The organism is Leeuwenhoekiella palythoae (assembly GCF_900130045.1).
Classification (GTDB): Bacteria; Bacteroidota; Bacteroidia; order Flavobacteriales; family Flavobacteriaceae; genus Leeuwenhoekiella; species Leeuwenhoekiella palythoae.
In genome coordinates, this window is the sequence record NZ_FQXT01000003.1 from 511,961 (window position 1) to 538,836 (window position 26,876).

Sequence of the window (26,876 nt, forward strand, 5' to 3'; positions counted from 1 at the left end):
AACAGTTTATCAAATAGCGAAGGCTTTCTAAAGTTATTTAGGAAATTCGCTTATGCTTAAACTTATAACCAAATTCAAACTCTTTATTGCCAACCTCACCGGCAAAATTGGCTTCTACCCTTCGCTCTTTGCTTTTGGCGGTTTACTTTTTGGCTTCGCTATGCTCTATGCCGAAGACCAAGGCGTTAGTTCGTTTTTGATTGAAAACGCGCCACAGCTTGTGATCAACGATGCAGATACCGCGCGAACACTGTTAAGTACTTTTATTGGCGGCATTATTTCGCTTATGGTTTTTAGCTTTTCGATGGTAATGATTTTGCTCAATCAAGCCTCTAATAACTATTCGCCTCGTATTCTTCCCGGACTGATTTCCAATAAAAAGCATCAGAATGTTTTAGGCTTTTACATCGCCACGCTTATTTATTGCATTCTTATTCTGTTGAGTATTAAACCAACTGATAACAAATATCAGTTACCGGGATTTGCTGTACTTGTTGGTATTGTTTTAAGTATGCTGGTTTTGGCGCTGTTTATCTATTTTATTCATTCTATTTCTGAAGCCATACAGATCAATAAGATCATCGAATCTATTTATCAAAAAGCGAAAACACGGCTTGAGCAACTCATCAAACAAACCGATGAGGATTCGATGCAAAGTAATTTTCCAGATACCGAAAATTGGCATGCAGTTGAGGTGAATCGTACGGGATATTTTCAAACCATCGCCGTAGATGCACTCTTAGAACTTTGCGAGAATTTAGATTGTAAGATAGAAATTAGCGTTCCTAAGGGTACATTTATCTTAAAGGGAATTCCCATTGCCAAATGCAGTATAGAGCTCAATGAAGAGCATCAAGAACAGTTACTGACGTGTTTTGGTTTTTCGCGAAGCGAAATCGTCACCCACAATTATATTCTAGGCTTCAAGCAGCTTACTGAAATCGCTGTCAAAGCTATGAGTCCGGGAATCAATGACCCCGGCACCGCAATTACCTGCATTGATTATCTATCAGAATTGTTCGCCCTGCGCCTTAAAAAAAAGGATTTCAGTTTTATAGCAAATCAAGACAACGAGGCGGTCATAAAACTACGCACCATAGACTTCAAGGAACTTATTTACTTTGTTTTTGCTCCTTTAAGAGCGTATTGCAAACACGATGTGGTTATGCTTCACAAGATGCTTACCGCACTTTACTTTTTGCTACAGAGCGATAGCGTGCTTGATGATGCTGAAACTATACTTATCAACGAAGCCAATCTCATTCTTGAAGATGCCAAAACTGCGATTGAAAACAAAGATGATTTAAAAGGAATCTTTAGTATTCGTTCTAAAATGCAGGCGATAAATGGCACTCAAAACGCTTTAATAGAGTTAGCCGATTAAGAAATCCAGAGTTTAAAATCCTTAACCCGCTCTCTGCTTACGATAATCTCCTGATCTTCCGCTGCTTTTAATTTGAGTTGCAGTCTCGAGTTGGTATAGCTTATAATATCCTGAATGGCATTGACATTAACGTAGTATTTTCGGCTTACTCTAAAGAATACATCAGGAGCTAATTCTTCTTCAAGTGTTTCTAAGGTGGTGTCTAACAAATAATCCCGTTTATCTAACGTACGGGCATAGGTGCCTTTATTTTCGCTATAAATGCAACAAACATCTTCAATATTGATCATTTTAATATGCTGCCCAATTTTAACTGTAAAGCGCTTTTTGTACTCCCGTTCTACAGGATTCACCCCAAGTAACTGCCGGATATCATCAAAGTTGAGTTTGACATCTTGTTTTTGAGGTTGTTGCTTTTTAAACTTTTTTACAGCAGCTTCCAATTCCTCATCATCAATGGGTTTCAGGAGATAATCAATACTATTCAGTTTAAATGCCTGAAGCGCATACTCATCGTAAGCAGTGGTAAAAATGATTGCGCTAGTCACCTCAACGGCATCAAAAATCTCAAATGACAAGCCGTCGCTCAGCTGAATGTCTAAAAATATCAGATCAGGATGCTCATTTTTTTGAAACCATTCTACAGCTTCCTCAACCGAATTGAGTTGAGCCAAAACATTTAATTCTAAAGCTTCAAGCATTCTTGATAAGCGGCGTGCTGCCGGTTTTTCATCTTCAATGACCAGTACATTCATTTCTTTATGTTTTATTCCCACTTGTTCAGATCTGCGCGCTGCGCTTCTTCCCGATCTAAATATTCTTTAATTTTTCGTTCTTCCCAATTTTTATACGATCTATTGATAAAATTACCTTTATGCACCATAATGTAATGAATCATAAGACCTATTCCCCATCCTACGAGCATAGAAACCGGTGACCACCAAGGTATATAGCCGCTGACGGCTCCACGGTCAAAGAGACCAAAATAAAACAGCAAATAGACTCCATTTATAGTTAGGTAGACACTTAAGTGACTGTACCAAGCTTTGATGTCTTTAACACGCTTTTGCGCACGTTCAAAAGAAGATTTTTGATTTTCCATAATTTCCATATTGATTATTCCCATCTTCCCATATTAGATTGTGACTTTTTATCGCGCTCCATAAATTCTTTTATTTTACGCTCTTCCCAATCTCTGCTCATAAAAGGATTCCAGTCAAAAGCTTTTGCAGCTTGAAAGATCAAGCCTATTCCCCAGCCTAACGCAGCCCATAAAAACCAGGGATGCCGCAAACCATCAATCCAATAATTCAGTCCGGCCAGGGCTCCGATCACGATGATATAACTGATGATGCCGCCATAAAACTTTCTGATCTCCCCAACTTTTTCTTTGGCTTGCAAGTATCTGTTTTCTTTGTCAAAATTTTCCATTGTAAAGCGTTTTAATGATTAATTACTCTTCAAAATTGCGGGAATTGCATAAAGAATTGAATTATAACTTACCCGACTGTCATTTTTTAATACTGAATTGTAACTAACGATCTTGATCCTTTTTCATAAGCTCTCTAATCTTACGATCTTCCCAGTCTTTTCCCAAAAACGGATTCCAGCCAAAGACTTCCATCCCGTGAAAAAATACGCCCAGACCCCAACCCAAAGCCGGGAAAATAGCCCACGGAAAGCTGGTCGTATAATAGTTTAAAAGCGCTAATCCCGGAATAATGATACAATATAAACTAAGATTAATATAGAAGCCTTTAAGTTCTTCTACGTGCTTTTTAGCCATTGTATACTTTTTGTCTGATAAGTACTGCTCTGTATTCATAACTGTTGATTTTAATTGATGTTTGAGTTTTGGTATTTTGATTATAAATTCACTTTCGGTTTGCTGAATGAGGACTTCCCTTGAGGTCAATAAGCCGTAGCGCTGTTTGATGTTGATCAGTCCTACACCACTGCTTTTAGCCATTACTTTTTTGGGCTGAAGATTGTTACGCACCACCAGATAACCAGCTTCTTCTTCGATGCTTATGTACAACTTGTGATTTCCACTCACTACGTTATGCTTAACCGCATTCTCTAATAACAGCTGCAGCGCCAACGGAACCACTTTGGCATCAGGATCTGCAACAGCTTCGGGCAGTTTGAAAACAATACTATCCTCATACCGCATTTTTAAAAGCGTCATATAGGTTTTAGCAAAAGCAAGCTCTTCGCTTAAAGAAATTAGCTCTTTATTTTTCTGCTCGAGCACGTACCGATACACTTTAGACAACGAAGTGGTGAACTTTTGTGCCTGCAGCGGATTTTCTTCTATAAGACTGGTAAGCACATTTAGACTGTTGAATAAAAAATGCGGATCTAATTGATTTTTTAAAGCGTCAAATTGTGCCGAAGCCGTGCCGGCAATGATTTTTTGTTCTTTTACCTGGCGCTCCTTTTTATATCTATAGTAGAAGAAAAAATAAAAAATCGCATTACACACCAAAGCTACCACAAGCGGAATGCTGTAATCGATCACTTCTTCCTGGGAGAAAAAGAATTGCAGCGTCTTTCCGTAAAGCACGGTAATAATGAATAGTCGAATGAAAAACACCCCAATTACCGTGATAAAAACACTCGCCGGAATGGCTTTAACCAGGTGTTTAAAACTATATAGATGATGCTTATACTTTTTAAAGAAAAACTTAAACACCTGCATATTGAGCATATACAACACCACAGAATACAACATACTTATCGCAAAGTCCAGCGCTAAATCGCTATTAAACTGTATGGTGTTGCCTCCCATCAGGTGAATGAGTAAAAACACGATATAAATGGCAATGCCAACGGTGACAGCCTTTAGAAATTCAGATAACAGATTATTCATCAGTTGCAATTAAAAAAATGGATGGAGCTATAGTGCTCTCGCTTTTAAAAGTATCACAATCTTCGTAAACCACTACGGTAACTTCCTGCGATATACTGTTCTTTATAGATTGCAATTCTGAGTTAGCCTGTGCTCCGGTTGAAGCCAATGCCCACTCTAATATTAAGAGAATAACTTTTACCATAACCTAATAATGTTTTGATTAAGCAGTGTAAAAGTGTACAAACGCAAAGAGGTCTTACAGAATAAAATACCGAACTGTCAATTTTTAAAGACCAATTGTAATTAGAAATCCTTTAGGTATTTGCGTTAACAATCCTATAAAAACTTTTAGCACTCAGGGTATTTAATAATTTTGCTGAAAACCTACACCCTAACCTATGTTCATTCGCAGAATAGTTTACTGTTTTTCAATACTTTTAGCACTAAGTCTACTCCATTCTTGCGCTAGTAAACGCACGCAATTTAGAGACCCCAAAAACACCATAATTAACACCGCAACGGATACCTCAACGTATCGAAGCGTTTTCCTTTTAGGCAATTTAGGCTCCGGAAAAACCGGTCCCAATGAAACCTTGCTACAAGCCTTCAATGCGCATCAAAAGCAAATGGCAAAAAAAGACGATTACCTTTTAATTTTAGGTGATAATGTCTATGCTAATAAACTGAACGAAGGTCAAAACAAGCAACAATTGGAGCGCATTGTTAGCCTTACCGAAGCTTTTAAAGGAGAGACGCTGATCATTCCGGGAGAAAATGATTGGAATGATCACGGTGTAGAAGGTCTGGAAAAAATAGAAGATTATATAGAAAAACAAATGGGGAAAGACAATCATTATCAGCCAGAAAATGGCTGCCCCATAGAAACCATTACAGTTGATGCGCAAACCGAAATCATTATCGTTGACTCACAATGGTATATTGAAGATTGGAGTAAACATCCGGGATTTAACGATAAGTGTGCCATTAAAACAAGAGCACAGTTTCTCACACTTTTAAAAGATGAAGCGCGCAAGGCCAGACACAAAAATGTGCTGCTTGTGATGCATCATCCCCTATTTTCTAATGGTATTTATGGCGGAGAAATGAGCACAAGAGCATTCTACAGACCTACTGCCGAGAATGCTTACGTACCATTTGCCGGCTTTTTATGGGCATTCGCAAGAACGCAAGGGGGTATTTCTAAACAAGATCAATTCAATCCGCTTATGAATGATCTGATGAGCGAGATCAAAAAAATGGCGATCGATTTACCGCGATTGTTTGTACTCTCTGCTCACGAGCATTCTATGCAGTACATCGAGAATCAGAATATACGCCAGATGATTTCGGGAACCGGTAGCAAAACCGAATATGTACGCCTTGGCAAAGATGGAAAATTTGCTTCAGTACAACCGGGATTTGCAGAATTACGCTTGTATAAAAACGGTGCTTCTTCAGTACATTACTACGAAATAAACCCTGAAAACCAGTTAGAAGAACGCTTTTCAAAATTAGCTTACGATAAGCCCGAAGCATTTCCAATAGATAGTTTGCCGCAACAATTCAATGCTACTCAAAAAGCGAGTATTTATGCCAAAGAGGAAGTAGAAGTTACTGAACGCTATGAGAAATTTTGGGGTAAACATTATCGTGATCTCTACGGGTTAGAGATTGATGCTCAAGTAGCAACTATAGATACTTTACATGGCGGATTGCAGGTAGAACGCGCAGGCGGCGGACACCAAACGCAATCACTAAGACTGGTAGACGAGGACGATCGAGAGTATAACATGCGTGCTCTTGCAAAGGATCCTTTTGCATTCTTAAAATCCTCAGGTTATGATAATCTGGATGCAGAATCCTATTTTTCAGGCACGATTCCCGCCCGAATTATTGAAGATTTCTATACAGCATCGCATCCTTACGGGGCATTTGCTATTCCGCGTCTAGCCGGTGCGGCTGATCTCAATCATACACATCCTAAGGTCTTTTATATCCCTCAGCATAAAGAATTAGGTGACTTTAATAAAACTCACGGAAATCGCTTGTATATGCTTGTAGAAAAGCCTGATGATGACTTCAATGGCACGCATATGTTTGGCTTCAATGAAGATGTAGAGAGTACCGCAGATCTATTTGAAGCGATTAGAGAAGATGAGAAAAACAGAGTTGTTGAAAAAGACTATATCAGAGCGCGCGTATTTGATATGCTTGTGGGAGATTGGGACCGTCACGAAGATCAATGGCGTTGGGCTGAGCAAGAAGATGAAAACGAGGTACGCAATTATATCGCGATCCCACGAGATCGTGATCAGGTATTTTCAAAATTTGATGGAAAAATGATCGCGTTCCTGCAAAAGTTTATGCCGGGAACACGCGAGTTGGGTAACTATGGACCAGATATAAAATATGTAGAAAAATTTAGTGAGAGTGCCATAAGCTTAGACCGCGCTCTTTTGCAAAAATCAAATAAAGAAGATTGGTTTGAAGCTGTAGCATATATCCAGCAAAATATCACTCCAGAGGTTGTGACTAAAGCTTTTAAAGAAATGCCTGTTGAAGTGCAAGATGACAATTGGTTGCAACTTCAAGAAGATCTTTTGGCTCGAAAAGCGAACCTTCAAGACATTGTATCACGTTATTACGATTATTTCATTCGTTTTCAAACCTTGAAAGGAACCGATAAAGATGATCACTTCTACATCACACGCAATGCAGATGGAAGCACCGGCGTAAAGGCCTACCGTATCAAGGATGGCGAAGATGGCTACGAGTTATTTGATCGAAAATTTACTCCAAATGAAACCGAAGAAATATGGATTTACGGTCTTGATGATGACGATATCTTCACTGCAACCGGTTCTGGCCCCGGAAATATAAAAATTGTCATAGCAGGTGGTCAAAATGACGATGTATATGATCTTAAAAACGGAAAAGGAATTACCATTTTTGATCAGCCGGATGGAAACACAATTGAAAATTTAGGAGGCGCACGTAAACGCTTTAGCAGTGTTTATGAAAATCATATTTATGACTCAGAACGTCGTCCTGAAAAGGCAAAAAAAATAAATATAGAATTACCTTATAATCCAGATTGGGGAGTCGCTCCTCATCTAAAATTTGCCAGTCAAAATTTAGGTTTTGAACGTCATCCGTTTACTTCACAATTTGTTTTAGATGCGCAATATTTTTCGCTAACCCAAGCAGCAATTTTCAAAACAGCATATCACACAGCCAATTTTTTCCCGCAGTGGAATTTAAAAATAGGCGGTCTTGCAACTACGCATAATTACACCAGAAACTTTTTTGGCTTCGGAAATGAAACGGTGAATTCTGCCAACAATTTAGATGAAAATCGCATTTTCTTACAGCAATTTGAAGCTGAAACAGGTGTGTATTACATCGGTGAATACGGTAGTTCATTTGAAGCTTCGATAGCATATCAAAATTTTACACCCGAACAATCACTTTACATAAATACATTTAATTCACTGAATAACAATAACTATATCACTTTAAAATCAATTTATTCCTACAAAAGTAAAGACGACTTAAATTTTCCTACACGCGGGATGCATTTTGAAGCTTCAGGCTATTATAGTGACAATTTGGAAAATCGGGAAACCGTAGTCGCCGCCGATCCAAAAATCACCTTTTGGAACGCCATAGACACCTCTAGAAATTTAGTCTTAAAAAGTGAAGTTGCAGGTCAATTGCGCTTCGGAAATGAAATTCCATTTTACCAGTCGGCTTCTTTAGGTGGGAATTCCGGATTGCGAAGTTATCGCTTAAATAGATTTTCTGGTGATCAAGCCTTGCGAGGTTCTGCAGACTTACTTTACAAAATCAAACCGATTAAAACAGCAATTTTTCCTCTGCAATCTCATCTTTTTCTAGGCTACGATTTAGGTCGAGTTTGGTACAATCAAGAATCTTCTGAAGTATGGCATGACAGTTTTGGGGGCGGATTTAATTTAAGTATGGGCGGATTTTTAAATAGTAGTTTTGGCTATTTTACCGGTAGTGAAGGTGGCAGGTTTCAGTTTAGTATTGTACTCGGGGCACGATAACAAAAATCAGGCATTTTAGGAATGTAACACGTGTTACCCTAACACTGCTTTGGGTGTCTTATATTTGCTCTATAATTGAAATTATAAAGTCATGAAAATTGAACAAATATATACCGGCTGCTTAGCCCAAGGTGCTTACTATATAGAAAGTAATGGTGAAGTTGCGATCATAGATCCGTTAAGAGAGGTAAAACCCTATCTTGACAAAGCTGAAGCCGCAGATGCGAAAATCAAATATATTTTTGAAACTCATTTTCATGCAGATTTTGTGAGTGGTCACGTAACACTCGCTAAAGAGACCGGTGCAAAAATCATTTACGGGCCTAATGCAAACCCGGCTTTTGACGCGTTGATCGCTAAAGACAATCAGGAATTCTCTTTAGGTGAAGTGACGATAAAAGTACTTCATACTCCCGGTCACACTATGGAAAGTACCACTTACCTCCTTAAAGATAAAGAAGGAAAAGATCACGCAATTTTTAGCGGAGACACCTTATTCTTGGGAGATGTAGGACGGCCGGATCTCGCCCAAAAGGCAAAAGAACTCACACAAGAAGATCTTGCCGGTTATTTATACGACAGCCTTCGTAATAAAATTATGCCACTGGCTGATGAGGTTATCGTATATCCCGCACACGGTGCAGGTTCGGCTTGCGGTAAAAATATGAGCAAAGAAACGGTGGACACTTTGGGTAACCAAAAGAAAACCAACTATGCGCTGCGTGCCGATATGAGCAAGGACGAATTTATCGCAGAAGTGACTGATGGTTTGCTTCCGCCTCCCTCCTATTTTCCGCTCAACGTGAAAATGAACAAAGAGGGCTACGATCATATTGACGAGGTACTGGAACGCGGCACACAACAACTAACTCCCGAAGCGTTTGAAGCTGCCGCAAATGAGACCGGCGCCGTGATCTTAGATGTACGTAAAGCAGCAGATTTTGCAAAGGGTCACATTCCACGTTCTATTTTTATTGGCATTGATGGAAGTTTTGCTCCTTGGGTTGGTGCTTTGATCGCCGATACTGCCCAGCCTATACTTTTGGTGGCACCAGAAGGACGTGAAGAAGAAACCGTCACCCGTTTGTCTCGTGTAGGGTTTGATCAAACCTTAGGCTATTTAAATGGTGGTTTTGAAGCCTGGAAAACTTCAGGAAAAGAAATTGATACTGTAACCTCTGTTGAGGCCTCTAATCTTGAAAAAACAGTGCAATCTGATGCTACTACTCCGGTTTTTGACGTGCGCAAACCTGGCGAATTTGAGTCTGAACACCTTGAAGTAGCCCTAAGCACTCCTCTGGATTTTCTCAACAAGCACTTGACTGAGTTTCCTTCAGATAAAGTTTTTTATGTGCATTGTGCAGGAGGCTACCGCAGTATGATCGCAGCAAGTATTTTAAAAAGTCGCGGAATTCATAATTTAATTGATGTAAAAGGAGGCTACAAAGCAATTAAAGAAACTGAATTGAAAAGAACCAATTACGTTTGTCCTTCAACGCTGAAATAAATCACCTCTGGACGAGCCCAGAAGCACTTAAAACCAACTAATTTCTGAACGTTATGAGAACCATCCTTTTTCTATCTATGTTTTTAATGAGTCTTGGTGTTTTTGCCCAAGAAAGCAATCACGTTATTCTCAGTAAAGAATTGTTTGAAGCAAGCATTCAGACTAATTCCGAAAACTTAAAAAGAGATATTCAGTTGGTAGATGTACGCAGACCGGAAGAGTTTGAAGCGGGCAAGATCGAAGGTGCGGTCAATATGAATGTCTTGGAACCTGAAACCTTTAAAGAGCAAATAGAAACGCTTGACAAATCAAAGCCGGTTTACATTTACTGCCGCTCTGGAAATCGCAGCGGAAAAGCTGCAATGCTTATGCAGGAGCTTGGTTTTAAAGCGATTTATGATCTTGAAGGTGGTTATCTCAATTGGACTTCATCAAGCGAAACGAAAGCGACAGAGAAAAATCATCAGTAAACGATCACGTTTTATTTTAGCTGTTAACAGCAAAATAAATAATATAAAACGGCTCAAAGCAAATAGCTTTTGAGCCGTTTTTGTTACGGTTCTAAGGCTGAAATCTTTTAGATCAAATTACCATTAAGAAGAATAAGAGGCTCTTGATTTTTTTATTTCAGGCATATGTTGATTGGCCCACGCCACCAAACTTTGAATATGCGGAATAAGAGATTGTCCGCGCTCTGAAAGTCTATATTCAACCCGTGGTGGAATTTCGGGGTATTGTTTTCTAAGAATCAGTCCATCTGCTTCCAGACTTTTTAAAGTGACTGAAAGCATTTTTTGAGAAACTGATTTTATGGTTTTATGTAATTCATTAAACCGCATGACTCCTTGGTCTTCAAGCAGCAATAATACCAAGGTAGACCACTTATCACCAAATCGATCCATCACATTACGTACCGGGCAATTTTCGGCATCACCAAAAAAGTTTAAAGATTTTTCGCTCATAACAGGTTCATTTTCAGCATTACTTACTTCAATGTTAGTTGACTACGCAAGCGTAAGTCTTCCATTGGTCAAAGATACGTTTTATCTTTGCTTACCAAAAGTTAGTTAATAACCAAAAAATAAAATAATGAGTACGTTTTTAATAACCGGAGCAACCGGAGGTTTGGGAAGTAGCGTTATCAAAGTACTTTCTAAAGATGTCAACCCAAACGAGATCGCGGTTCTAGTAAGAGATGCGCAAAGCGAAAAAGCCCAAGAATATAAAGCGCAAGGCTTTGATCTTCGTATAGCAAATTACAACGATGCCGATGCTTTGACCAAAGCATTTCAAGGAATCGAAGTTCTATATTTTGTATCCGCAAATGATATTTTTTCAAGAGACGCTCAGCATAAGAATGTTATCGAAGCTGCTGAAGAGGCTAACATCAAACACGTGATTTACACAAGCGCAGGTCGTAAAGACGAAAGCCAAGAATCTCCTGTCGCTGCTGTTATGGATGCGCACATCAAAACCGAAAAATGGTTACAAGAATCAGAAATGATATATACCATTTTGCGACACAATTTATACGCAGAGGTGGTACCTATGTTTTTAGGTGACAAAGAAGCTTTACTAAACAGTAAAACGGTATTCTTACCTACGGGAGAGGGCAAAACCGCCTTTGCGTCTCGTAACGATTTAGCTGAAGCAGGTGCGTTTGTATTAAAAAATCACAAAGCGCACCAAAATAAGATCTATACACTTGATGGTTTAGAAGCAGTTGACTTTACTAAAATCGCTGCTATCTTGAGCAAGATTACCAGAGAAGAAATAAGTTATGTTTCTCCTGATCTTGAGACGTTTAAAACTACGATGACTACTTACGGAGTTCCCGAAGATGCTATTGGTATGATGCTTTCTTTTTCTTTAGGAATCGCTCAAGGCGAATTTGATTCTGAGAGAAAAGATCTTGAAAAATTACTAGGCAGAAAACCTCAGACTTTAAAAAGCTTCCTAAGCGAAGTGTACGCTTAGACCGGACTTATACCAAAAGAGCTGTCACAAAAACGACAGCTCTTTTTATTTTATAATGATTAAACCTAGCGCTCTTTAGTCTCAGGGCCGCCTTCTTTACCCACGATGATTAAGGAAGTCGTATCAAGAAAAAGTCCGGTTTCCACAATCCCGGGAACTTTCAATAGTTTTATTTCTAAGGCTTTTAAATCATCAACCTCAAGAATATCAATATCAATGATATTATTGTTTTCATCAGTACGGTATGGGTCATTACCTTTCATACGCTGAACAGGCTGTAAACCTTCATCCTCTAAAAAGCTTACTATTTGCTTCGTCGCAAACGGAATCACTTCCACAGGAAGTTTAAAGGCTCCTAGTTTTTTTACGTCTTTACTGCTATCTGCGATAATAATATTATACTTGGTATTCCAAGCTAGAATTTTTTCGCGTAGTAAAGCTCCGCCGCCTCCTTTTATAAGCTGAAAATCGCCGTCAAATTCATCGGCTCCATCAATGGTAATGTCAATTTTTTTTATTTCGTCAAGCGCAACGATTTTGATCCCAAGCTGTTTTGCAAGTTTTTCGGTAGCATCAGACGAGGGTACACAAGTAAGGTTCATTCCATCGGCGACCAGTTTGCCCACCGCTTCGATCATATGCTTAGCCGTAGAGCCGGTACCCAGACCTACAACCATATTATCTTTAATATATTTTACCGCCTCTAGTGCGGCTTGCTTTTTTTCCTGATCAGCAGTCATTGTTTTAGCTTATGAAAATTTGAGCTTAAAAATAGGGTTATTTTTTCAGCAATCGCGCATATTCTTCAGGAGTATCTATATCCCAAACGCGATCACGAGCATCAAGTTTGATCACAGATGCGGCAGGGCTGTTGAGCAGCTCTTTTGCTCCTTGATCACCAGAAAGTCTCTCTAATTCTTTAAAATACTGCTTCGGAAAAACGGCAGGAACTCCATTTTTTTTTCCGTAGTCTGAAGCTACACAGCTGTGGGGATGTTCAGTTGCGGTTTGAATTAACTGCTTTAAATATTCCGCATCAATCAAAGGTTGATCAGCAAGCATCACCAACACCGCATCCAGATTATTAACTTCAATATTTTTTATTCCGCAAGCGATGCTACTACCCAGTCCGTTTTTCCAATTCTTATTTTCAATTACGGTTACAGCCTTATCTTGAATACTGTTTCCTACTGTTTCAAAATGAGCCCCTAGCACACAATATACATTTTGCATCCCGGTAGCCAGCGCCTGATCAATGGCATTTCCTAGCAGGGTGGTTCCATTAAATTCTAGGTTCTGTTTTACAGTTCCCATACGCGAGGCAGCTCCCGCAGCAAGAATTAGAATAGCGATGTTCATAGTTCTAAAATACTTTATTTTAACCGTAGCGTTTCAGTTGCTCACGAAAACTTCTTCAAAATTTAAGCATTTACTTAACTTGCTTCGTTTAAAATCAAAGCCCATGACTTTAGTATTTGCCACACATAATGCCAATAAACTCCAAGAAATTCAAGCGCTTATGCCTTCGGAAATTCAGCTGAAAAGTTTAACTGATATTGGCTGCACAGAAGATATTATTGAAGATGCCGCAACTATTGAAGGCAATGCGCAGATCAAAGCGCGCTATGTAAAAAAACACTATGGTTTTGATTGTTTTGCTGATGATACCGGTTTAGAGGTTGATGCCTTAGACGGTGCACCCGGAGTGTACAGCGCAAGGTATGCGGGTCCGCAAAAAAACGCAGATGACAATATTGACAAACTCTTAGAAGCACTCACAGATGCGCCCGCAAGAAAAGCGCATTTTAAAACTGTAATCACCTTGATTTTAAATGGAGAGGAGCACAATTTTGAAGGCATTTGTAAAGGTGAAATCACACAACAAAGAACAGGAATAGGAGGCTTTGGTTATGATCCGGTTTTCAAACCTGAGGGTTACGAGCAAACCTTTGCTCAAATGCCACTTTCTGAAAAAAATAAGATCGGACACCGAGGAAAAGCTACTCAACTCTTACTCAATTTTTTAAAAAACTAAGCTTAACTCGCGGTTTACTCATTTACAAGGAGTTAACACTTCTTAAAATCAAGCCAAAACAAGTTGCTAAATTTTTGATTTACAATTATTTAAATCAATTTAGTCAATCTCTTATTCTTACGCCAATTAACTGTATCTTTGCGCCCTCTTAAATCGACGATGATTTGAGATAATTTTTTTATATGAGTACATTTAAAGCGTTAGGACTTAATGATGCCATCTTGCAAGCTGTAACCGATATGGGTTTTACAGCTCCTTCTGAAGTGCAAGAAAAAGCCATCCCGGTCCTACTTAGAGAGGAGACCGATGTCGTGGCCCTCGCACAAACAGGAACGGGTAAGACGGCCGCATTTGGTTTTCCGCTTATTCAAAGAATTGATGTAAACAACCGCAACACCCAAGGCTTGATCCTCTCGCCTACCCGCGAACTTTGTTTACAAATCACCAACGAACTTAAAAACTATTCTAAGTTTGTTAAAGGCTTAAATACCGTAGCAGTTTACGGTGGAGCTAACATTCAAGAGCAGGCGCGCCAGATAGGTCGTGGTGCTCAGATTATTGTTGCAACTCCGGGGCGTATGCAGGATATGATGCGCCGCAATATGGTTGACATTACCGGTATAGATTATTGTGTGCTTGATGAAGCTGATGAAATGCTCAATATGGGTTTTTATGAAGACATCACCACTATTCTTGCTGACACCCCAAAAGATAAAAAGACGTGGTTGTTTTCAGCAACTATGCCTAAGGAAGTAGCTGCGATCGCTAAGCAGTTTATGAAAAAACCTATTGAGATCACAGTAGGCACCAAAAATATGGGTGCTGAGAATGTTTCTCACGAATACTATATGGTAAACGCCAGAGATCGCTATCAAGCTTTAAAACGTCTTGCTGATGCGAATCCTGAGATTTTCTCGGTGATCTTTTGTCGTACCAAAAGAGATACGCAGAAAGTTGCAGAAAACCTTATAGAAGACGGCTATAATGCTTCGGCGCTTCACGGAGATCTTAGTCAGAACCAGCGTGATCTTGTGATGAAAAGTTTCCGTAATCGTCAAATTCAAATGCTGGTTGCTACGGATGTTGCTGCACGAGGAATTGACGTAGATGACGTAACTCACGTAATCAACTACCAGTTGCCTGACGAGATCGAAACCTATACCCACCGAAGCGGTCGTACCGGTCGTGCGGGTAAAACCGGAATTTCGATGGTTATCGTTTCTAAAAGTGAGATGCGAAAGATCAGAACTTTAGAAAAGATCATCAACAAGAAATTTACGCAGAAAGAAATTCCGACAGGGATGGAAATTTGCGAAGTACAGTTGATGCACCTGGCGAATGACATTCGCAGTACGAAGATCAACGAAGAGATCAATCCGTACTTGTACAGCATCAATGAAGTATTAGAAGGATTGAGCCGTGAAGAGGTTATCAAGAAGGTATTTTCGGTAGAATTTACGCGTTTCTTCAATTACTATCAGAAAGCTAAAGATCTTAATGTTGCCGTTCAGGCAGACCTTAAAGAAGAATCAGGAGAATCTACGCGCTATTTCATCAATGTGGGCGCCAAGGATGGCTTCGACTGGATGAATCTGAAAGATTTCCTTAAGGAAACTACAGGTCTTGGTGACGGAATTTATAAAGTAGATTGTAAAGATTCGTTCTCTTTCTTTAATACGGATACTGAACATAAAGACACTATTCTTGCGCTGTTTGAAGATTTTAAACTTCAAGGAAGACAGATTCACGTAGAGATCACCAAAGACACACGCGGTGGCGGTGGCGGCGGTAAGCGCAAACGTGGCGGAAAAGGCAAAGGCCGAAGAAACGATGATGGCTTTAGCGGTGGTCGTAGCAAAAAAGGCGATAGCAATAATGGGTTTAGAGGTAAGTCTAAAAGCTCTGGTGAACGTCGCGGAAAAAGCAAACCGAACAAAAAAGAGAATAAAAGTCCGTTTTCTGGCAAACGCCGAAGAAGAGACCGATAATAATTGAAAAAAAGGAGACGGATTTGTCACGTTTGGTATGATTTTTCCGTCTCTTTTTCTAAATTGGCATCCTCTATGAAAAAAATCCTATTTCTACTGCTTTTAATCGCAGCACCTGTTTACATTTTTGCTCAGGAAACCACCCCTACCTCAGCGCAACAGGAAGAAGCCTCATTTATAGAAGGAACCGTTTTAAACTCTTCTACCGAAGAACCACTGGAAGGCGTTAACATCATTAACCTAAATACGGTAAAAGGAACCATCACCAAACCTGATGGAACGTTTAGAATCAAAGCAACTTCAACAGATACCTTATATTTTTCGTTTTTAGGTTTTAAAAGTCTTCAAGTGCGCGTAACCAATGACTGGAAGCGTTTTGGGGATGTAAAAGTAAAAATGACTGAAACAGGTATCGCACTGGAGGAAGTGGTTGTAAAAGATGTTGAGCTTACAGGATATCTTGAGATCGATGCTAAAAATGTACCGGTATACAAAAACGTGCGATATAGTATTTCAGGATTAGAAAGCGCCTATGAAGCGGGGAACTCGCAACCCGGAGCTTTTGACAAGGTAATGAGTGCAATATTCAATCCGGCTGATTTTCTCAACAAAGTATTTTCAAATAAAGGTTCGCAAATGCGAAAATTGCGTCAGATGAAAGAAGATGATAATATTAGAGATCTTCTGGTTACTAAATTTGATCGCGAAACTTTATCTGCTTTACTTCAAATCCCACGCGAGGATATTGAAGCGATCTTAGGACGTTGTGATTATTCTGAAAGCTTTGTAAAAACCGCCAATGACCTTCAGATTTTAGATGCATTGAGCAGCTGCTACGAAGAATACAAAGTGCTTAATAGAGATCGCTAAACTTCAAGATTTGTATTTCTTGGAGAAATGATCTTCTTGATCAAAGTTATTAGTGAAGTGAGCGCCCATACGCCTTCAAGAATCACAAACGGCAAATAATCTAACAGAACGCTTGCAGTACAAGCGATGGTTGCTCCTATAAAATTAAGCAGAATAAAACTCCAACTTTCTGGTGTGATCTTGCCTGTAACATTTAAAATGTATGCAAGTAATATCTGAAAAACTCCTATAGCACCTAACCAATCTACTAGATTCATTCTTTTTCAGCTTTATAGTTCTTTACTAGAGCTTCGTAGTCCTTTAAATTACGCTGTAGCCAAAGTGTTTTGATTTCCTTTATATCTTCCGGCTTTAATTGCCAATCTAATGTAGAATTGCGCATACGATGCGTTAACTCCTGAAGTAAAATGGCAGCGCAAACCGAAATATTCAAACTTTGTGTAAAGCCGTAAGTCGGGATATAAATATATTCATCAGCGGCCTCGATCACCGTTTCTGTGAGCCCATCTTTTTCACTTCCGAAGAAAAGTGCAGTAGGCTGGTCTAGTTTAAAATCTTCAAGTTTATGAGCCGTATGATGCGGCGTGGTTGCTACAATGCGATATCCTAGTCGCTTCAATTGAGCTAAAGCTTCTTTGGTAGCATCGTAACGCTTAACGCTCGTCCATTTTTGTGCGCCCATCGCGATTTCTCTATCTATACGCTTACCTTTTAATTCTTCGATTACGTGCACATCCTGTATACCAAAAGCATCACAACTGCGCATAACCGCACTTGTATTATGCAGATGCCCAACATCTTCAATAGCAACCGTTAAAAAGCGTGTACGTTCTTTTAAAACCTGCTGAAACAAGTCTTGCCTGCGCGGGGTTAAAAAGGTTTCTAAATAGTTGATTAAATCCTCACTCATAACCGCCGAAAATATAAAAACCCGACCAATAAATGGCCGGGTTTTTATTTAAGAATTAAAAATTTACTTATTGCGCGTTTGCGCCTACGTTACCTTGAGCAACAATAGTTGCTAACTCAGTTGCACTTAAATGCACATTGATATAACCATCAATACCAATTAATTCATCGTAAGTAATCGCGGCACCACCATTGGCGGTTCCGTCTGCTGCGTTATAAGCTGCAACATGAGTTTGACTCATTCCTAATGATCCGTCAACAGTAGCCAGAGTGATTAGAATATCACCGGGTGCATCTGCTACAGCACCTGCGTGAATATGCGCAGGATGCATTCCGTCAACGGGTGTCCCTTCAATATCTAAAGTTACAAGTGTTTCACCGCTTAGGCGCTCTTCAAAAGTTGCCGTACCGCTAATTCCGGGTACATCTTTTGTTCCCAGATCATAACTCATACTTTCTCCGGTAAGTTCATTTTGACCTATATCACCTTGAGCCACTAGCGTAGCCAAATTATCTGCACTTAAATGGAAATTGATATAACCGTCAAAATCTAGAAGACCTTCATAACCTATTTCAGTACCATCGTTTAAAGCTTCAATATGCGTAACACTCATTCCGGTGGTGCCGTCTAGCGTGGTTAAGGTTTTAGCAATGCCTCCGGTTTCAGCTGCTGAGTTAAAATGAATATGTCCCGGATGCATTCCACCGTCAGGTGTTCCGTCTAACATCACCGTTACCAAAGCTGCTCCACTTTTACGCGCAGCAAAAGTTGCCGTACCGCTAATTCCGGGAACATCTTTAGTTACCAGGTCATATTCTTTAGTTTCTCCGGTCAACTCGTTAGCACCTATATCTCCCTGAGCTACTAAAGTTGCCAAATCATCTGCGCTTAGATGAAAATTGATATATCCATCAAAATCTAATAGACCTTCATAGCCAATTTCGGTGCCATCGTTTAAGGCTTCGATATGCGTAACACTCATTCCGGTAGTTCCGTCAAGCGTGGTCAAAGTTTTGGCGATTCCTCCACCTTCCGCAGCAGAATTTAAATGAATATGCCCCGGGTGCATTCCGCCATCAGGAGTTCCATTCAACATTACCGTAACTAAGGCCGCTCCACTTTTACGCGCAGCAAACGTAGCTGTACCACTAATTCCAGGAACATCTTTAGTCATCAGTTCATATTCTTTAGTATCTCCGGTCAACTCGTTAGCACCTATATCGCCCTGAGCCACCAAAGTTGCCAGATCATCAGCACTCAAATGGAAGTTGATATAACCGTCAAAATTTAAGAGTCCGTCGTAGCCAATTTCGGTACCATCGTTTAAAGCTTCGATATGCGTAACACTCATTCCGGTAGTTCCGTCAAGAGTGGTTAAGGTTTTAGCAATTCCTCCACTTTCCGCAGCAGAATTAAGATGGATATGTCCCGGATGCATTCCTCCATCAGGAGTTCCGTCTAACATAACTGTTACCAATGCTGCTCCACTTTTACGCGCAGCAAACGTCGCCGTACCACTAATACCATCAACATCTTTAGTCATCAGTTCGTATTCTTTAGTATCTCCGGTCAACTCGTTTTCACCAATATCCCCCTGAGCAACTAAAGTCGCCAGCTCATCTGCACTCAAATGGAAATTGATATACCCATCGTAATCCAAAATCCCCGCATAACCTATTTGTGTCCCGTCATTCAGTGCACTAATATTAGTCTTACTCATTCCGGTGGTGCCGTTAAGAGTCGTTAGGGTAAGTGCTATATCACCTGACTCGGCAGCAGAATTGTTATGAATATGTCCCGGATGCATCCCCCCATCTGGGGTTCCATCGAGCATAACTTCTAACAGCGCTTCTCCGTTTATACGTTCAGAAAATGTAGCCGTACCACTAATTCCTTCGACATCTTTAGTTACGAGATCATAAGATTTTGTAGTTCCGGTAAGGTCATTTTGTCCAATATCTCCCTGAGCCAACAGTGTACCCAGATCATCTGCACTTGCGTGTACATTGATGTATCCATCAAAGTCGATCAGATCATCATACGAAACCGCAGTACCCGCATTAGTTTGTGTAACATTGGTAAGGCTTCTTCTGGTAGGGCCATCTACGGCTTCTAAATCGATTGCGATCTCACCTCCTTCTGCGGCTGTATTCAAATGAATATGCGCAGGATGTGAACCTTCGGTAGGTGTTGAGAGCAGAATACTGATGTCTGTAGAACCATCTGTTTTCTCACTAAACGTTACTGTCCCGCTAACGTCTGGGTCAGCCACAGCACTTAGATCATAGGTTGTGGTGTTTCCGGTAGATTCTCCGGGAATCACGTCAAGGCTATCGTCATCATTATCACAGGATGCTGCGATTAGCGCGACAAATAGCAAAAAATAAAACTTCTTCATAAATGAATTTTTTGATTATTTATTAATTATTTACCCTTAAAATTTATCAAAACACATTTTAAGGCTATAATAATTACGAATAGTTTAACTTTTGGGTTTTCCGAAATGTTAATTATTTTTGATAAAAATTGCTATCGTGAAAAAAATCGTTGTACTTACTGGTGCGGGAATTAGCGCCGAGAGCGGACTCAGAACTTTTAGAGATGCAAACGGACTTTGGGAAGGCCATGATGTTATGGAAGTGGCAAGTCCAGAAGGTTGGCATAAAAACAGAACTCTTGTACTTGACTTTTACAATCAGCGTAGAAGACAGTTAAAAGAAGTACAGCCTAATGCTGCGCATGACGCTTTAGTAAAACTTGAACATGCGTTTAAAGTAGACATTATTACTCAAAATGTTGACGATTTACACGAACGCGCCGGAAGCTCGTCTGTGATTCATTTGCACGGCGAACTTCTAAAAGCCCGAAGTACTCAAGACGAACATCTGGTTCTCGACTGGCACGAAGATATCAAGGAAGGGGATCTCTGTCCTAAAAAAAGTCAGCTGCGGCCGCATATTGTTTGGTTTGGTGAGATGGTGCCGCTTTTAGATACCGCTGCTGCGTTAACGGCTCAAGTTGATTATATTCTTATTGTAGGAACTTCAATGCAGGTGTACCCTGCTGCATCTTTGATCAACTATGCCAAGCCTGATGCACAGATCTTTTTTATAGATCCCAAACCCAATATTCACTCACAATCCAATTTAAAGGTCTATGCCGAAAAGGCTTCCACCGGTGTTCCTACTGTGGTAACGCAGCTCCTAAATAATTAAGTCTGGCCGTGGTGGCCCAGTTGAGCAATACTTCGGTTTGAGCAGTATCTAGTAGCGCTTCGGTGTGAATTAAAGTATAGGATTCTAGCGGCATCGTTTTATGCGTTAGTGCTTATATAATTTGATTCAATTTCCGGTTCTTCCGCTTTGCGGAATACTGCTCCCATTCTGAAAAATTGAGCTGTTGTTTAGCATTTTGTATATGTTCATCAAGATAAAAACTTGCAGGCGCCACGTGAGCATACCAGGGATAGGCCGTTTGATCGCTATGGCAGTCGTAACACGCACTTTTTAAAAGTACCGCTACTTCAGTAGTTGGTTTTGTCTCTTTTAAAAAAGGTTCTAGCGATTCGTATCCTCCTTCATTTTTGTCGATTGGAATAAACTGAATCAATACAAGAGCAACCAAGGCGAAAACTAACAGATGTCTAATCCAAATCATAATGTTATTTTTAAGCTACTCTAATTAGGCTATAAAGTTATGACCGAAACACAATGGAAAGATGAAGTTGCATTGATTTCTGCTCGACTGAAAGAGCGTGAAGCTTTAGGAAACAAAATACTCAACAATCCCAGCTACATAGAGTTTTCGCTAAAACTGATTCAACAACAAGATCCGCTTATAGCCACTAACGCCGCTTATGGTCTGGACATCGCCCTCAGAAAAGATATTACTTTGCTTAAGCCTTATTTAAAGGAGTTTCTTGAGGTCCTTGACCGCAATACCATCGCAACGGTTTCGAGAATCTTGGCTAAAAGCTGCGAACTTTTAACCACTGCTCACACAAAAAACAATTCTATAGCATTAAACAAAAAAGAGCAACAGCAACTGATTACCCGATGCTTTGATTGGCTAATAAACGACGAAAAAGTCGCTGTCAAGGTTTTTGCGATGCAAAGCATTTATAATTTGGTGGACATCGAACCTTGGATAAAACCGGAGCTCAACGCCCAATTAACGCTTCAATTTGAAAACAGTACTGCTGCTTTTAAATCGAGAGCTTCAAAAATCCTGGCGCTACTCTAGCTGCTGCGTTCTGGCTACATTCTTGTAGTTTCTCGTTTGTTGCTAGCAATGAGCTGTGTATATTTGCGCTTTTAACCAAAAAGCAATTATGTCTTTATCTTTAGAAGCCGTATCACCTATAGATGGTAGATATGCCAGTAAAACCGAAGCGCTCTCCGCATACTTTTCAGAAAAAGCGCTTATAAAGTACCGCATAAAAGTTGAAATAGAATATTTTATCGCGCTTTGCGAAATTTCGCTGCCACAACTTAGCGAATTTCCTAAAGAAACGTATCCTAAACTGCGTGCGATCTATGAAGACTTCACTACCGAAGATGCGCTTAAAGTAAAAGAAATTGAAGGCGTTACCAACCATGATGTAAAGGCCGTAGAGTATTTTATCAAAGAAAAATTTGATGCCTTAGGGCTTAACGAATCTAAAGAGTTTATTCATTTTGGTCTGACCTCTCAGGATATCAATAATACGGCTATACCGCTGAGTTTAAAAGACGCCACTAATCACGTTTACCTTCCGCAGCTTTTAGAGGTTGTAGATCATCTAAAACAACTTGCAGATGAGTGGGATGGTATTTCTATGCTTGCGCGTACCCACGGGCAGCCAGCTTCTCCTACCCGTTTAGGCAAGGAAATTCAGGTATTCATCGTGCGTCTTGAGGAGCAAATAAAACTTTTAAAAGCAGTACCAAGTGCTGCAAAATTTGGTGGCGCAACCGGAAACTACAACGCGCACCACGTGGCGTATCCGCAAATTGACTGGAAAGCTTTTGGACATTCTTTTGTAAACGGGACACTAAAGTTGCATCACTCCTTCCCTACTACACAAATTGAGCATTACGATCATATGGCGGCTTTGTTTGATTCGGTAAAGCGTATAAATACGATTCTGATTGACCTAAACCGCGATTTCTGGCAATATATTTCTATGGAATATTTTAAGCAGAAGATTAAAAAAGGTGAAGTAGGTTCTTCGGCGATGCCGCATAAAGTGAATCCTATTGATTTTGAAAATAGCGAAGGAAACTTAGGAATCGCTAATGCGATCTTAGAACATCTTTCGGCAAAACTTCCTATATCAAGATTACAACGAGATCTTACAGATAGTACGGTTTTAAGAAATATTGGCGTGCCTTACGGGCATACTTTGATAGGTTTACAAAGCACCTTAAAAGGCTTGAACAAATTATTGCTTAACGAAAGTAAGTTTGCTGAAGATCTTGAAGATAATTGGGCGGTGGTTGCTGAAGCGATTCAGACTATTTTACGTAGAGAAGGATACGCAAATCCATATGAGGCTCTAAAAGGACTTACACGTACCAATGAGGCGATTACCCAGAATTCTATGCATGCTTTTATAGAAACTTTAGAGGTGAGTAGCGCAATTAAAGACGAGTTAAAAGCGATTACTCCGGCTAATTATACCGGTATTTAATGCAGTATAAATTTTCGCTAAATCTAGTTCTGGTAGTACTGCTTTACGCAGGAATACTCATCGCAGGACTCACCGGAATACTTACAAAAACACCGGTGCTTATAGTTTTAGCGCTTATTTTTCTGATTTTGATCATCAACTTAATAAAAACGAGACGCAAATAAGCTGCGTCTCGTTTTTATTTAGATCAAATCATATACTTGATTGGCGATCTCTAATTCTTCATTTGTGGGGATTACCAGTACTTTCACTTTAGATGCTTCAGCCTGAATTTCGCGTAAATTTTTAGAACGCTGGCCATTTAAACTTTCATCTAAAGCAATTCCTAAATAATCCATCTCCTTACAAGCTTTGCTGCGTATCGTACTACTATTCTCTCCTATTCCGGCGGTGAATACTATAGCATCCAGACTATTTAAAGCAGCCGCATACGCACCGATGTATTTTTTGATTCGATACGCGTTCATATCTAAAGCAAGCGCACAAGTACGATCTCCAGAAGCTGCTGCAGCCTCAATATCACGCAAATCGCTATGGCCTGTAAGACCTAGCATTCCACTTTTTTTGTTAAGCAAATCGCTGACTTCTTTGACAGAATAGCCTAAGTGTTCTTGCATAAAGAACACCACACTTTGATCAATATCTCCGGCCCGTGTACCCATAATGAGTCCGTTTGCGGGGCCAAAACCCAACGAGGTATCAATGGCCTTACCGTCTTTGATCGCGGTCATACTACAACCATTTCCTAAATGAATGGTGATCAGCTTAGCGTACGGATTATCAAGATATTCAAGGGCTCTATTACTCACATACTTGTGACTTGTTCCGTGAAAACCGTAAGCGCGAATGCGTGATTCTTCCATCAAATGTTGCGGAATCGCATATTGATACGCCTTCTGTGGAATACTCTCAAAAAATGCAGTATCAAAAACGCAGACTTGCGGCGCTTTACTAAATAAATGCTCTGCGACTTCAATACCGGTTAAATTCGCCGGGTTATGTAAAGGTGCCAGTGAAAATAAGCGCTTGATGTTAGCTTTAACCTCATCGTTCACTTTTATGGTTTTGGTAAACTGCTTTCCACCGTGTACCACGCGATGCCCCACCGCATCCACTTCATCAGCACTCTTGATAACTCCGATTTCTGCACTCATTAAAAGACTTGCAACTTTTTGAAGTCCTTCAGCGTGATCTTTAATATCTACCTTTTCAGAAAAATCTGCGGTTTTGGTTTTATAGGAAATGCTTCCGTTTTCGATGCCTATGCGCTCAACTACTCCACTAGCCAAGACGTGCGTTTCGGGCATTTGAATAAGCTGAAACTTGATCGAAGAGCTTCCGGAGTTGATTACGAGTATATTCATTTAAAAAGTTCTTTGTGAGAAATTAGTTAAAACCTTGCGCTTGAATAGCAGTGATGATCACAGTGTTAAACACATCTTCAATGGTACAACCGCGGCTCAAGTCATTTACCGGTTTATTGAGCCCTTGCAACATTGGACCAATCGCCAAAGCGCCGGTTTCTCGCTGTACCGCTTTATACGTATTGTTACCCGTATTCAAGTCAGGAAAAATCAAAACGCTTGCCTGCCCCGCAACTTCAGAATCAGGTAATTTGCTTTTCCCAATAGCTGCATCAACGGCGGCGTCATATTGAATAGGCCCTTCGATTTTAAGATCAGGACGTTCTTTTTTTACAATTTCGGTAGCTTCCCGTACGCGATCAACATCTGCACCCTTCCCGGAAGTACCGGAAGAATACGAGAGCATAGCAATTTTAGGTTCTATACCAAAAGCGAGACTGCTTTCTGCGGAAGAAATAGCGATCTCAGCCAGTTCTGTAGCCGAAGGATTCGGGTTAATCGCACAATCGCCAAATACCGAAACGCGATCCTCAAGACACATAAAAAACACCGAAGAAACCACCGAAACACCCGGCTTGGTTTTAATGAACTGAAGCGCTGGTCTGATCGTATGCTGCGTCGTATGCGCCGCACCACTTACCATCCCGTCGGCGTGGCCTTTATAAATCATCATCGTACCGTAGTACGAAACATCAGCCATCCAATCCCGGGCGATATCGCGATTCACGTTTTTATGTTTACGCAGCTCGTAAAAAGTTTCTACGTAATCATCAAAATGTTCAGATTGTACCGGATTGATTACTGTGATTTTCTCTAAGTCTAAGACTAAACCGAGTTGAACGGCTTTTTCTTTGACTTTTTCAATTTCGCCAAGCAACGTGATCTGAACGATATCTAACTCTACCAATTGAATGGCCGCGGTTAAAATACGATCATCAGTACCTTCGGGCATCACGATATGTTTTTTAGCCGTACGCGCGCGTTTCATCAGTCCGTATTGAAACATTCTTGGCGTGATTCCCTTAGGTTTCAAATTGATCAAACGCTCTATGAGTTTATCAAAAGAAACTTCTTTAGAAAACACCGTTAGCGAGGTTTCGATCTTTGGTTTACTGCTGGCGTAAATCTTAGATTTAATATTCCCGACCCTGTTGGTAACCGAAAACGTTCCGTCATTTACCGAAACGATCGGAACAATTTGCGACAGCCCTTGTATAAGTTGTAAAATAGGTTCTTCCGGCTTGAGTCCACCGGTTAAGATGATCCCTGAAATACGCGGATAATTGGTAGAAATATTCGCCTGAAGCGCCCCAAGAATAATATCGGCGCGATCTCCGGGCGTAATTACCAGACTATCTTGCTTAAGATGCGTTAAGTAGTTGCGCAGTTGCATCGCTCCCACACCGAAATTTCCGGTTTGATTATCAAGAAATTCAGCACCAAATAAAACTTCACCATCTAATTCTTCAACGATCTCTTTAATAGTTGGATGCGCTAATTTTTCGGTATATGGAATCGCAAAAACTTCAACCGAATCCGGCAAAAAGTTGCTAAGGCCATTTTTAGCCACCATTAAATTTTCCTCTTGAACCTTGTTAGCCACCACCGCTAACACCGAAACATCACGCTCTAAAAAAGAAGTATAGGCAATCTGCAAACTGCCCATAAGTTCATCTTCGGTTTTATTTACGCCGCTTCCGACGAGGATGACCGGCAATCCAAGATTTTTGGCGATAAGAACATTCGTATCAAATTCAAAAACGCTTCCTTCTCCTGTAAAATCTGAACCCTCTACCAACACAAAATCAAAACGATCTTCGAGATTTTTATACTTCGTAATAATGGTGTCAAGAATTTCACCAGACTTCCCTTTATTCCGTTTTTTGATCAGTTGGCTACTGGTAAACGCATAGGCATCTTCATAATCAAGCTTGATATCAAAAAAAGAAAGTACAGTACTGATGTGATTATCTTTACCCGTGCTTTTGCTATCATCAATGATAGGCCTAAAATAACCCACCTTTGCAGTTTTACCTAAAAGCGTACGCATCAAACCCAGTGAAATAATAGATTTCCCGCTATTGGGTTCGAGTGTCGCGATATAAATACCTTTATTCATGGAGAGGAGAATTGTTTGTGTAAAATTACGATTTCATAAGCAAAGAAGAACCTGATTTAAGTCATTGTTTAAACTAATTCTAAATAAAAAAAGAGCTCCTTTAGAGCTCTTTTTACAATCTACTTTG

The 26,876-nt window shown here is 40.1% G+C and carries 25 protein-coding genes and 1 pseudogene; 12 read left to right on the plus strand and 14 right to left on the minus strand.

Annotated features, from left to right (window positions below; all coding sequences use genetic code 11):
• The first annotated feature begins 52 nt into the window (after window positions 1–52).
• Window positions 53–1,384, plus strand: coding sequence for a DUF2254 domain-containing protein (locus BUA96_RS09405; RefSeq protein WP_072982524.1), 1,332 nt, complete (start codon window positions 53–55; stop codon window positions 1,382–1,384).
• Here the strand turns inward: BUA96_RS09405 and BUA96_RS09410 are convergent.
• The 5 genes from BUA96_RS09410 to BUA96_RS09430 form a co-directional block, all read right to left on the minus strand.
• Window positions 1,381–2,139: a LytR/AlgR family response regulator transcription factor gene (locus BUA96_RS09410; RefSeq protein WP_072982526.1), complete on the minus strand. Its 759-nt coding sequence runs from the start codon at window positions 2,137–2,139 to the stop codon at window positions 1,381–1,383. The genes BUA96_RS09405 and BUA96_RS09410 overlap by 4 nt on opposite strands.
• Before the next feature lie 11 nt (window positions 2,140–2,150).
• Window positions 2,151–2,510: a 2TM domain-containing protein gene (locus BUA96_RS09415; RefSeq protein WP_072982527.1), complete on the minus strand. Its 360-nt coding sequence runs from the start codon at window positions 2,508–2,510 to the stop codon at window positions 2,151–2,153.
• Window positions 2,501–2,815, minus strand: a complete 315-nt coding sequence (locus tag BUA96_RS09420) for a 2TM domain-containing protein (RefSeq protein ID WP_072982529.1) — start codon at window positions 2,813–2,815, stop codon at window positions 2,501–2,503. The genes BUA96_RS09415 and BUA96_RS09420 overlap by 10 nt, the downstream gene beginning before the upstream one ends.
• A gap of 103 nt (window positions 2,816–2,918) precedes the next feature.
• The gene (locus BUA96_RS09425; protein WP_072982530.1) at window positions 2,919–4,256 is read right to left on the minus strand and encodes a 2TM domain-containing protein; all 1,338 of its coding nucleotides are present in this window, start codon (window positions 4,254–4,256) and stop codon (window positions 2,919–2,921) included.
• The gene (locus BUA96_RS09430; RefSeq protein ID WP_072982532.1) at window positions 4,249–4,440 is read right to left on the minus strand and encodes a hypothetical protein; all 192 of its coding nucleotides are present in this window, start codon (window positions 4,438–4,440) and stop codon (window positions 4,249–4,251) included. Before BUA96_RS09430 ends, BUA96_RS09425 begins: the two co-directional genes overlap by 8 nt.
• 196 nt (window positions 4,441–4,636) lie before the next feature.
• Here BUA96_RS09430 and BUA96_RS09435 point away from each other — a divergent pair, with 196 nt between their 5' ends.
• The 3 genes from BUA96_RS09435 (at window position 4,637) to BUA96_RS09445 (ending at window position 10,285) form a co-directional block, all read left to right on the plus strand.
• Complete coding sequence (locus tag BUA96_RS09435) at window positions 4,637–8,308, plus strand: metallophosphoesterase family protein (protein ID WP_072982533.1); 3,672 nt, start codon at window positions 4,637–4,639, stop codon at window positions 8,306–8,308.
• 91 nt (window positions 8,309–8,399) lie between these two features.
• Entirely contained in the window at window positions 8,400–9,815 is a 1,416-nt protein-coding gene (locus BUA96_RS09440; RefSeq protein ID WP_072982535.1) for an MBL fold metallo-hydrolase, read from the plus strand.
• A 53-nt stretch (window positions 9,816–9,868) separates the two neighbouring features.
• Complete coding sequence (locus BUA96_RS09445; protein WP_128755674.1) at window positions 9,869–10,285, plus strand: rhodanese-like domain-containing protein; 417 nt, start codon at window positions 9,869–9,871, stop codon at window positions 10,283–10,285.
• Window positions 10,286–10,408: 123 nt separating this feature from the next.
• Here BUA96_RS09445 and BUA96_RS09450 read toward each other — a convergent pair whose 3' ends face one another.
• A complete protein-coding gene (locus BUA96_RS09450) occupies window positions 10,409–10,777 on the minus strand; it encodes a winged helix-turn-helix transcriptional regulator (RefSeq protein WP_072982538.1) in 369 nt (122 codons plus the stop codon).
• 127 nt (window positions 10,778–10,904) lie between these two features.
• Between BUA96_RS09450 and BUA96_RS09455 the strand changes: the two genes are divergently transcribed.
• Window positions 10,905–11,792, plus strand: coding sequence for an SDR family oxidoreductase (locus BUA96_RS09455; RefSeq protein WP_072982539.1), 888 nt, complete (start codon window positions 10,905–10,907; stop codon window positions 11,790–11,792).
• Window positions 11,793–11,857: 65 nt separating this feature from the next.
• Here the strand turns inward: BUA96_RS09455 and rpiA are convergent, their stop codons facing one another.
• Entirely contained in the window at window positions 11,858–12,532 is a 675-nt protein-coding gene (gene rpiA, locus BUA96_RS09460) for a ribose-5-phosphate isomerase RpiA (RefSeq protein ID WP_072982541.1), read from the minus strand.
• 37 nt (window positions 12,533–12,569) lie between these two features.
• Entirely contained in the window at window positions 12,570–13,151 is a 582-nt protein-coding gene (locus BUA96_RS09465; protein WP_072982542.1) for a nucleotidyltransferase family protein, read from the minus strand.
• Between the two features lie 103 nt (window positions 13,152–13,254).
• On the opposite strand from BUA96_RS09465, the gene BUA96_RS09470 reads away from it, so the two are divergent.
• The 3 genes from BUA96_RS09470 (at window position 13,255) to BUA96_RS09480 (ending at window position 16,685) form a co-directional block, all read left to right on the plus strand.
• The gene (locus tag BUA96_RS09470) at window positions 13,255–13,827 is read left to right on the plus strand and encodes a non-canonical purine NTP diphosphatase (RefSeq protein ID WP_072982876.1); all 573 of its coding nucleotides are present in this window, start codon (window positions 13,255–13,257) and stop codon (window positions 13,825–13,827) included.
• Window positions 13,828–14,009: 182 nt separating this feature from the next.
• Window positions 14,010–15,815 carry a DEAD/DEAH box helicase gene (locus tag BUA96_RS09475; protein WP_072982544.1) on the plus strand — a complete coding sequence of 602 codons (1,806 nt, stop codon included), beginning with the start codon at window positions 14,010–14,012 and terminating at the stop codon, window positions 15,813–15,815.
• Window positions 15,816–15,890: 75 nt separating this feature from the next.
• On the plus strand, window positions 15,891–16,685 hold the full coding sequence (locus tag BUA96_RS09480; protein ID WP_072982546.1) for a carboxypeptidase-like regulatory domain-containing protein: 795 nt from the start codon (window positions 15,891–15,893) through the stop codon (window positions 16,683–16,685).
• On the opposite strand, the gene BUA96_RS09485 is transcribed toward BUA96_RS09480, so the two are convergent.
• The 3 genes from BUA96_RS09485 to BUA96_RS17135 all read right to left on the minus strand — a co-directional run bounded on the left by BUA96_RS09485 (window position 16,682) and on the right by BUA96_RS17135 (window position 19,993).
• Window positions 16,682–16,942 (minus strand): CBU_0592 family membrane protein, encoded by a 261-nt coding sequence (locus BUA96_RS09485; protein WP_072982547.1) that lies wholly within the window; start codon window positions 16,940–16,942, stop codon window positions 16,682–16,684. The two genes, BUA96_RS09480 and BUA96_RS09485, sit on opposite strands and share 4 nt — an antisense overlap.
• Entirely contained in the window at window positions 16,939–17,595 is a 657-nt protein-coding gene (locus BUA96_RS09490) for a TrmH family RNA methyltransferase (protein ID WP_072982549.1), read from the minus strand. The genes BUA96_RS09485 and BUA96_RS09490 overlap by 4 nt, the downstream gene beginning before the upstream one ends.
• A gap of 67 nt (window positions 17,596–17,662) precedes the next feature.
• Window positions 17,663–19,993 (minus strand): hypothetical protein, encoded by a 2,331-nt coding sequence (locus BUA96_RS17135; protein WP_072982551.1) that lies wholly within the window; start codon window positions 19,991–19,993, stop codon window positions 17,663–17,665.
• Window positions 19,994–20,129: 136 nt separating this feature from the next.
• On the opposite strand from BUA96_RS17135, the gene BUA96_RS09500 reads away from it, so the two are divergent.
• Window positions 20,130–20,810, plus strand: a complete 681-nt coding sequence (locus BUA96_RS09500) for an SIR2 family NAD-dependent protein deacylase (protein WP_072982553.1) — start codon at window positions 20,130–20,132, stop codon at window positions 20,808–20,810.
• Here the strand turns inward: BUA96_RS09500 and BUA96_RS09505 are convergent.
• Window positions 20,779–21,252, minus strand: a pseudogene (locus BUA96_RS09505) (heme-binding domain-containing protein). The gene BUA96_RS09500 and the pseudogene BUA96_RS09505 sit on opposite strands and share 32 nt — an antisense overlap.
• A 39-nt stretch (window positions 21,253–21,291) precedes the next feature.
• On the opposite strand from BUA96_RS09505, the gene BUA96_RS09510 reads away from it, so the two are divergent.
• From BUA96_RS09510 to BUA96_RS17290, 3 genes are all read left to right on the plus strand, one after another.
• Window positions 21,292–21,837, plus strand: coding sequence for a hypothetical protein (locus BUA96_RS09510; protein WP_072982555.1), 546 nt, complete (start codon window positions 21,292–21,294; stop codon window positions 21,835–21,837).
• Between the two features lie 88 nt (window positions 21,838–21,925).
• Window positions 21,926–23,266 (plus strand): adenylosuccinate lyase, encoded by a 1,341-nt coding sequence (gene purB / locus BUA96_RS09515; RefSeq protein WP_072982557.1) that lies wholly within the window; start codon window positions 21,926–21,928, stop codon window positions 23,264–23,266.
• The gene (locus tag BUA96_RS17290) at window positions 23,266–23,430 is read left to right on the plus strand and encodes a hypothetical protein (RefSeq protein WP_164916924.1); all 165 of its coding nucleotides are present in this window, start codon (window positions 23,266–23,268) and stop codon (window positions 23,428–23,430) included. Before purB ends, BUA96_RS17290 begins: the two co-directional genes overlap by 1 nt.
• Before the next feature lie 18 nt (window positions 23,431–23,448).
• On the opposite strand, the gene BUA96_RS09520 is transcribed toward BUA96_RS17290, so the two are convergent.
• Entirely contained in the window at window positions 23,449–24,630 is a 1,182-nt protein-coding gene (locus tag BUA96_RS09520) for an acetate/propionate family kinase (protein WP_072982558.1), read from the minus strand.
• A 22-nt stretch (window positions 24,631–24,652) separates the two neighbouring features.
• The gene (gene pta / locus BUA96_RS09525; protein ID WP_072982560.1) at window positions 24,653–26,749 is read right to left on the minus strand and encodes a phosphate acetyltransferase; all 2,097 of its coding nucleotides are present in this window, start codon (window positions 26,747–26,749) and stop codon (window positions 24,653–24,655) included.
• Between the last annotated feature and the right edge of the window lie 127 nt (window positions 26,750–26,876).

What these genes read in the sequence shown, in the direction of transcription:
- BUA96_RS09405 (WP_072982524.1), top strand. Translation starts at nt 53, where the DNA reads ATGCTTAAACTTATAACCAAATTCAAACTCTTTATTGCCAACCTCACC.
- BUA96_RS09410 (WP_072982526.1), bottom strand. Translation starts at nt 2,139, where the DNA reads ATGAATGTACTGGTCATTGAAGATGAAAAACCGGCAGCACGCCGCTTA.
- BUA96_RS09415 (WP_072982527.1), bottom strand. Translation starts at nt 2,510, where the DNA reads ATGGGAATAATCAATATGGAAATTATGGAAAATCAAAAATCTTCTTTT.
- BUA96_RS09420 (WP_072982529.1), bottom strand. Translation starts at nt 2,815, where the DNA reads ATGGAAAATTTTGACAAAGAAAACAGATACTTGCAAGCCAAAGAAAAA.
- BUA96_RS09425 (WP_072982530.1), bottom strand. Translation starts at nt 4,256, where the DNA reads ATGAATAATCTGTTATCTGAATTTCTAAAGGCTGTCACCGTTGGCATT.
- BUA96_RS09430 (WP_072982532.1), bottom strand. Translation starts at nt 4,440, where the DNA reads ATGGTAAAAGTTATTCTCTTAATATTAGAGTGGGCATTGGCTTCAACC.
- BUA96_RS09435 (WP_072982533.1), top strand. Translation starts at nt 4,637, where the DNA reads ATGTTCATTCGCAGAATAGTTTACTGTTTTTCAATACTTTTAGCACTA.
- BUA96_RS09440 (WP_072982535.1), top strand. Translation starts at nt 8,400, where the DNA reads ATGAAAATTGAACAAATATATACCGGCTGCTTAGCCCAAGGTGCTTAC.
- BUA96_RS09445 (WP_128755674.1), top strand. Translation starts at nt 9,869, where the DNA reads ATGAGAACCATCCTTTTTCTATCTATGTTTTTAATGAGTCTTGGTGTT.
- BUA96_RS09450 (WP_072982538.1), bottom strand. Translation starts at nt 10,777, where the DNA reads ATGAGCGAAAAATCTTTAAACTTTTTTGGTGATGCCGAAAATTGCCCG.
- BUA96_RS09455 (WP_072982539.1), top strand. Translation starts at nt 10,905, where the DNA reads ATGAGTACGTTTTTAATAACCGGAGCAACCGGAGGTTTGGGAAGTAGC.
- rpiA (WP_072982541.1), bottom strand. Translation starts at nt 12,532, where the DNA reads ATGACTGCTGATCAGGAAAAAAAGCAAGCCGCACTAGAGGCGGTAAAA.
- BUA96_RS09465 (WP_072982542.1), bottom strand. Translation starts at nt 13,151, where the DNA reads ATGAACATCGCTATTCTAATTCTTGCTGCGGGAGCTGCCTCGCGTATG.
- BUA96_RS09470 (WP_072982876.1), top strand. Translation starts at nt 13,255, where the DNA reads ATGACTTTAGTATTTGCCACACATAATGCCAATAAACTCCAAGAAATT.
- BUA96_RS09475 (WP_072982544.1), top strand. Translation starts at nt 14,010, where the DNA reads ATGAGTACATTTAAAGCGTTAGGACTTAATGATGCCATCTTGCAAGCT.
- BUA96_RS09480 (WP_072982546.1), top strand. Translation starts at nt 15,891, where the DNA reads ATGAAAAAAATCCTATTTCTACTGCTTTTAATCGCAGCACCTGTTTAC.
- BUA96_RS09485 (WP_072982547.1), bottom strand. Translation starts at nt 16,942, where the DNA reads ATGAATCTAGTAGATTGGTTAGGTGCTATAGGAGTTTTTCAGATATTA.
- BUA96_RS09490 (WP_072982549.1), bottom strand. Translation starts at nt 17,595, where the DNA reads ATGAGTGAGGATTTAATCAACTATTTAGAAACCTTTTTAACCCCGCGC.
- BUA96_RS17135 (WP_072982551.1), bottom strand. Translation starts at nt 19,993, where the DNA reads ATGAAGAAGTTTTATTTTTTGCTATTTGTCGCGCTAATCGCAGCATCC.
- BUA96_RS09510 (WP_072982555.1), top strand. Translation starts at nt 21,292, where the DNA reads ATGACCGAAACACAATGGAAAGATGAAGTTGCATTGATTTCTGCTCGA.
- purB (WP_072982557.1), top strand. Translation starts at nt 21,926, where the DNA reads ATGTCTTTATCTTTAGAAGCCGTATCACCTATAGATGGTAGATATGCC.
- BUA96_RS17290 (WP_164916924.1), top strand. Translation starts at nt 23,266, where the DNA reads ATGCAGTATAAATTTTCGCTAAATCTAGTTCTGGTAGTACTGCTTTAC.
- BUA96_RS09520 (WP_072982558.1), bottom strand. Translation starts at nt 24,630, where the DNA reads ATGAATATACTCGTAATCAACTCCGGAAGCTCTTCGATCAAGTTTCAG.
- pta (WP_072982560.1), bottom strand. Translation starts at nt 26,749, where the DNA reads ATGAATAAAGGTATTTATATCGCGACACTCGAACCCAATAGCGGGAAA.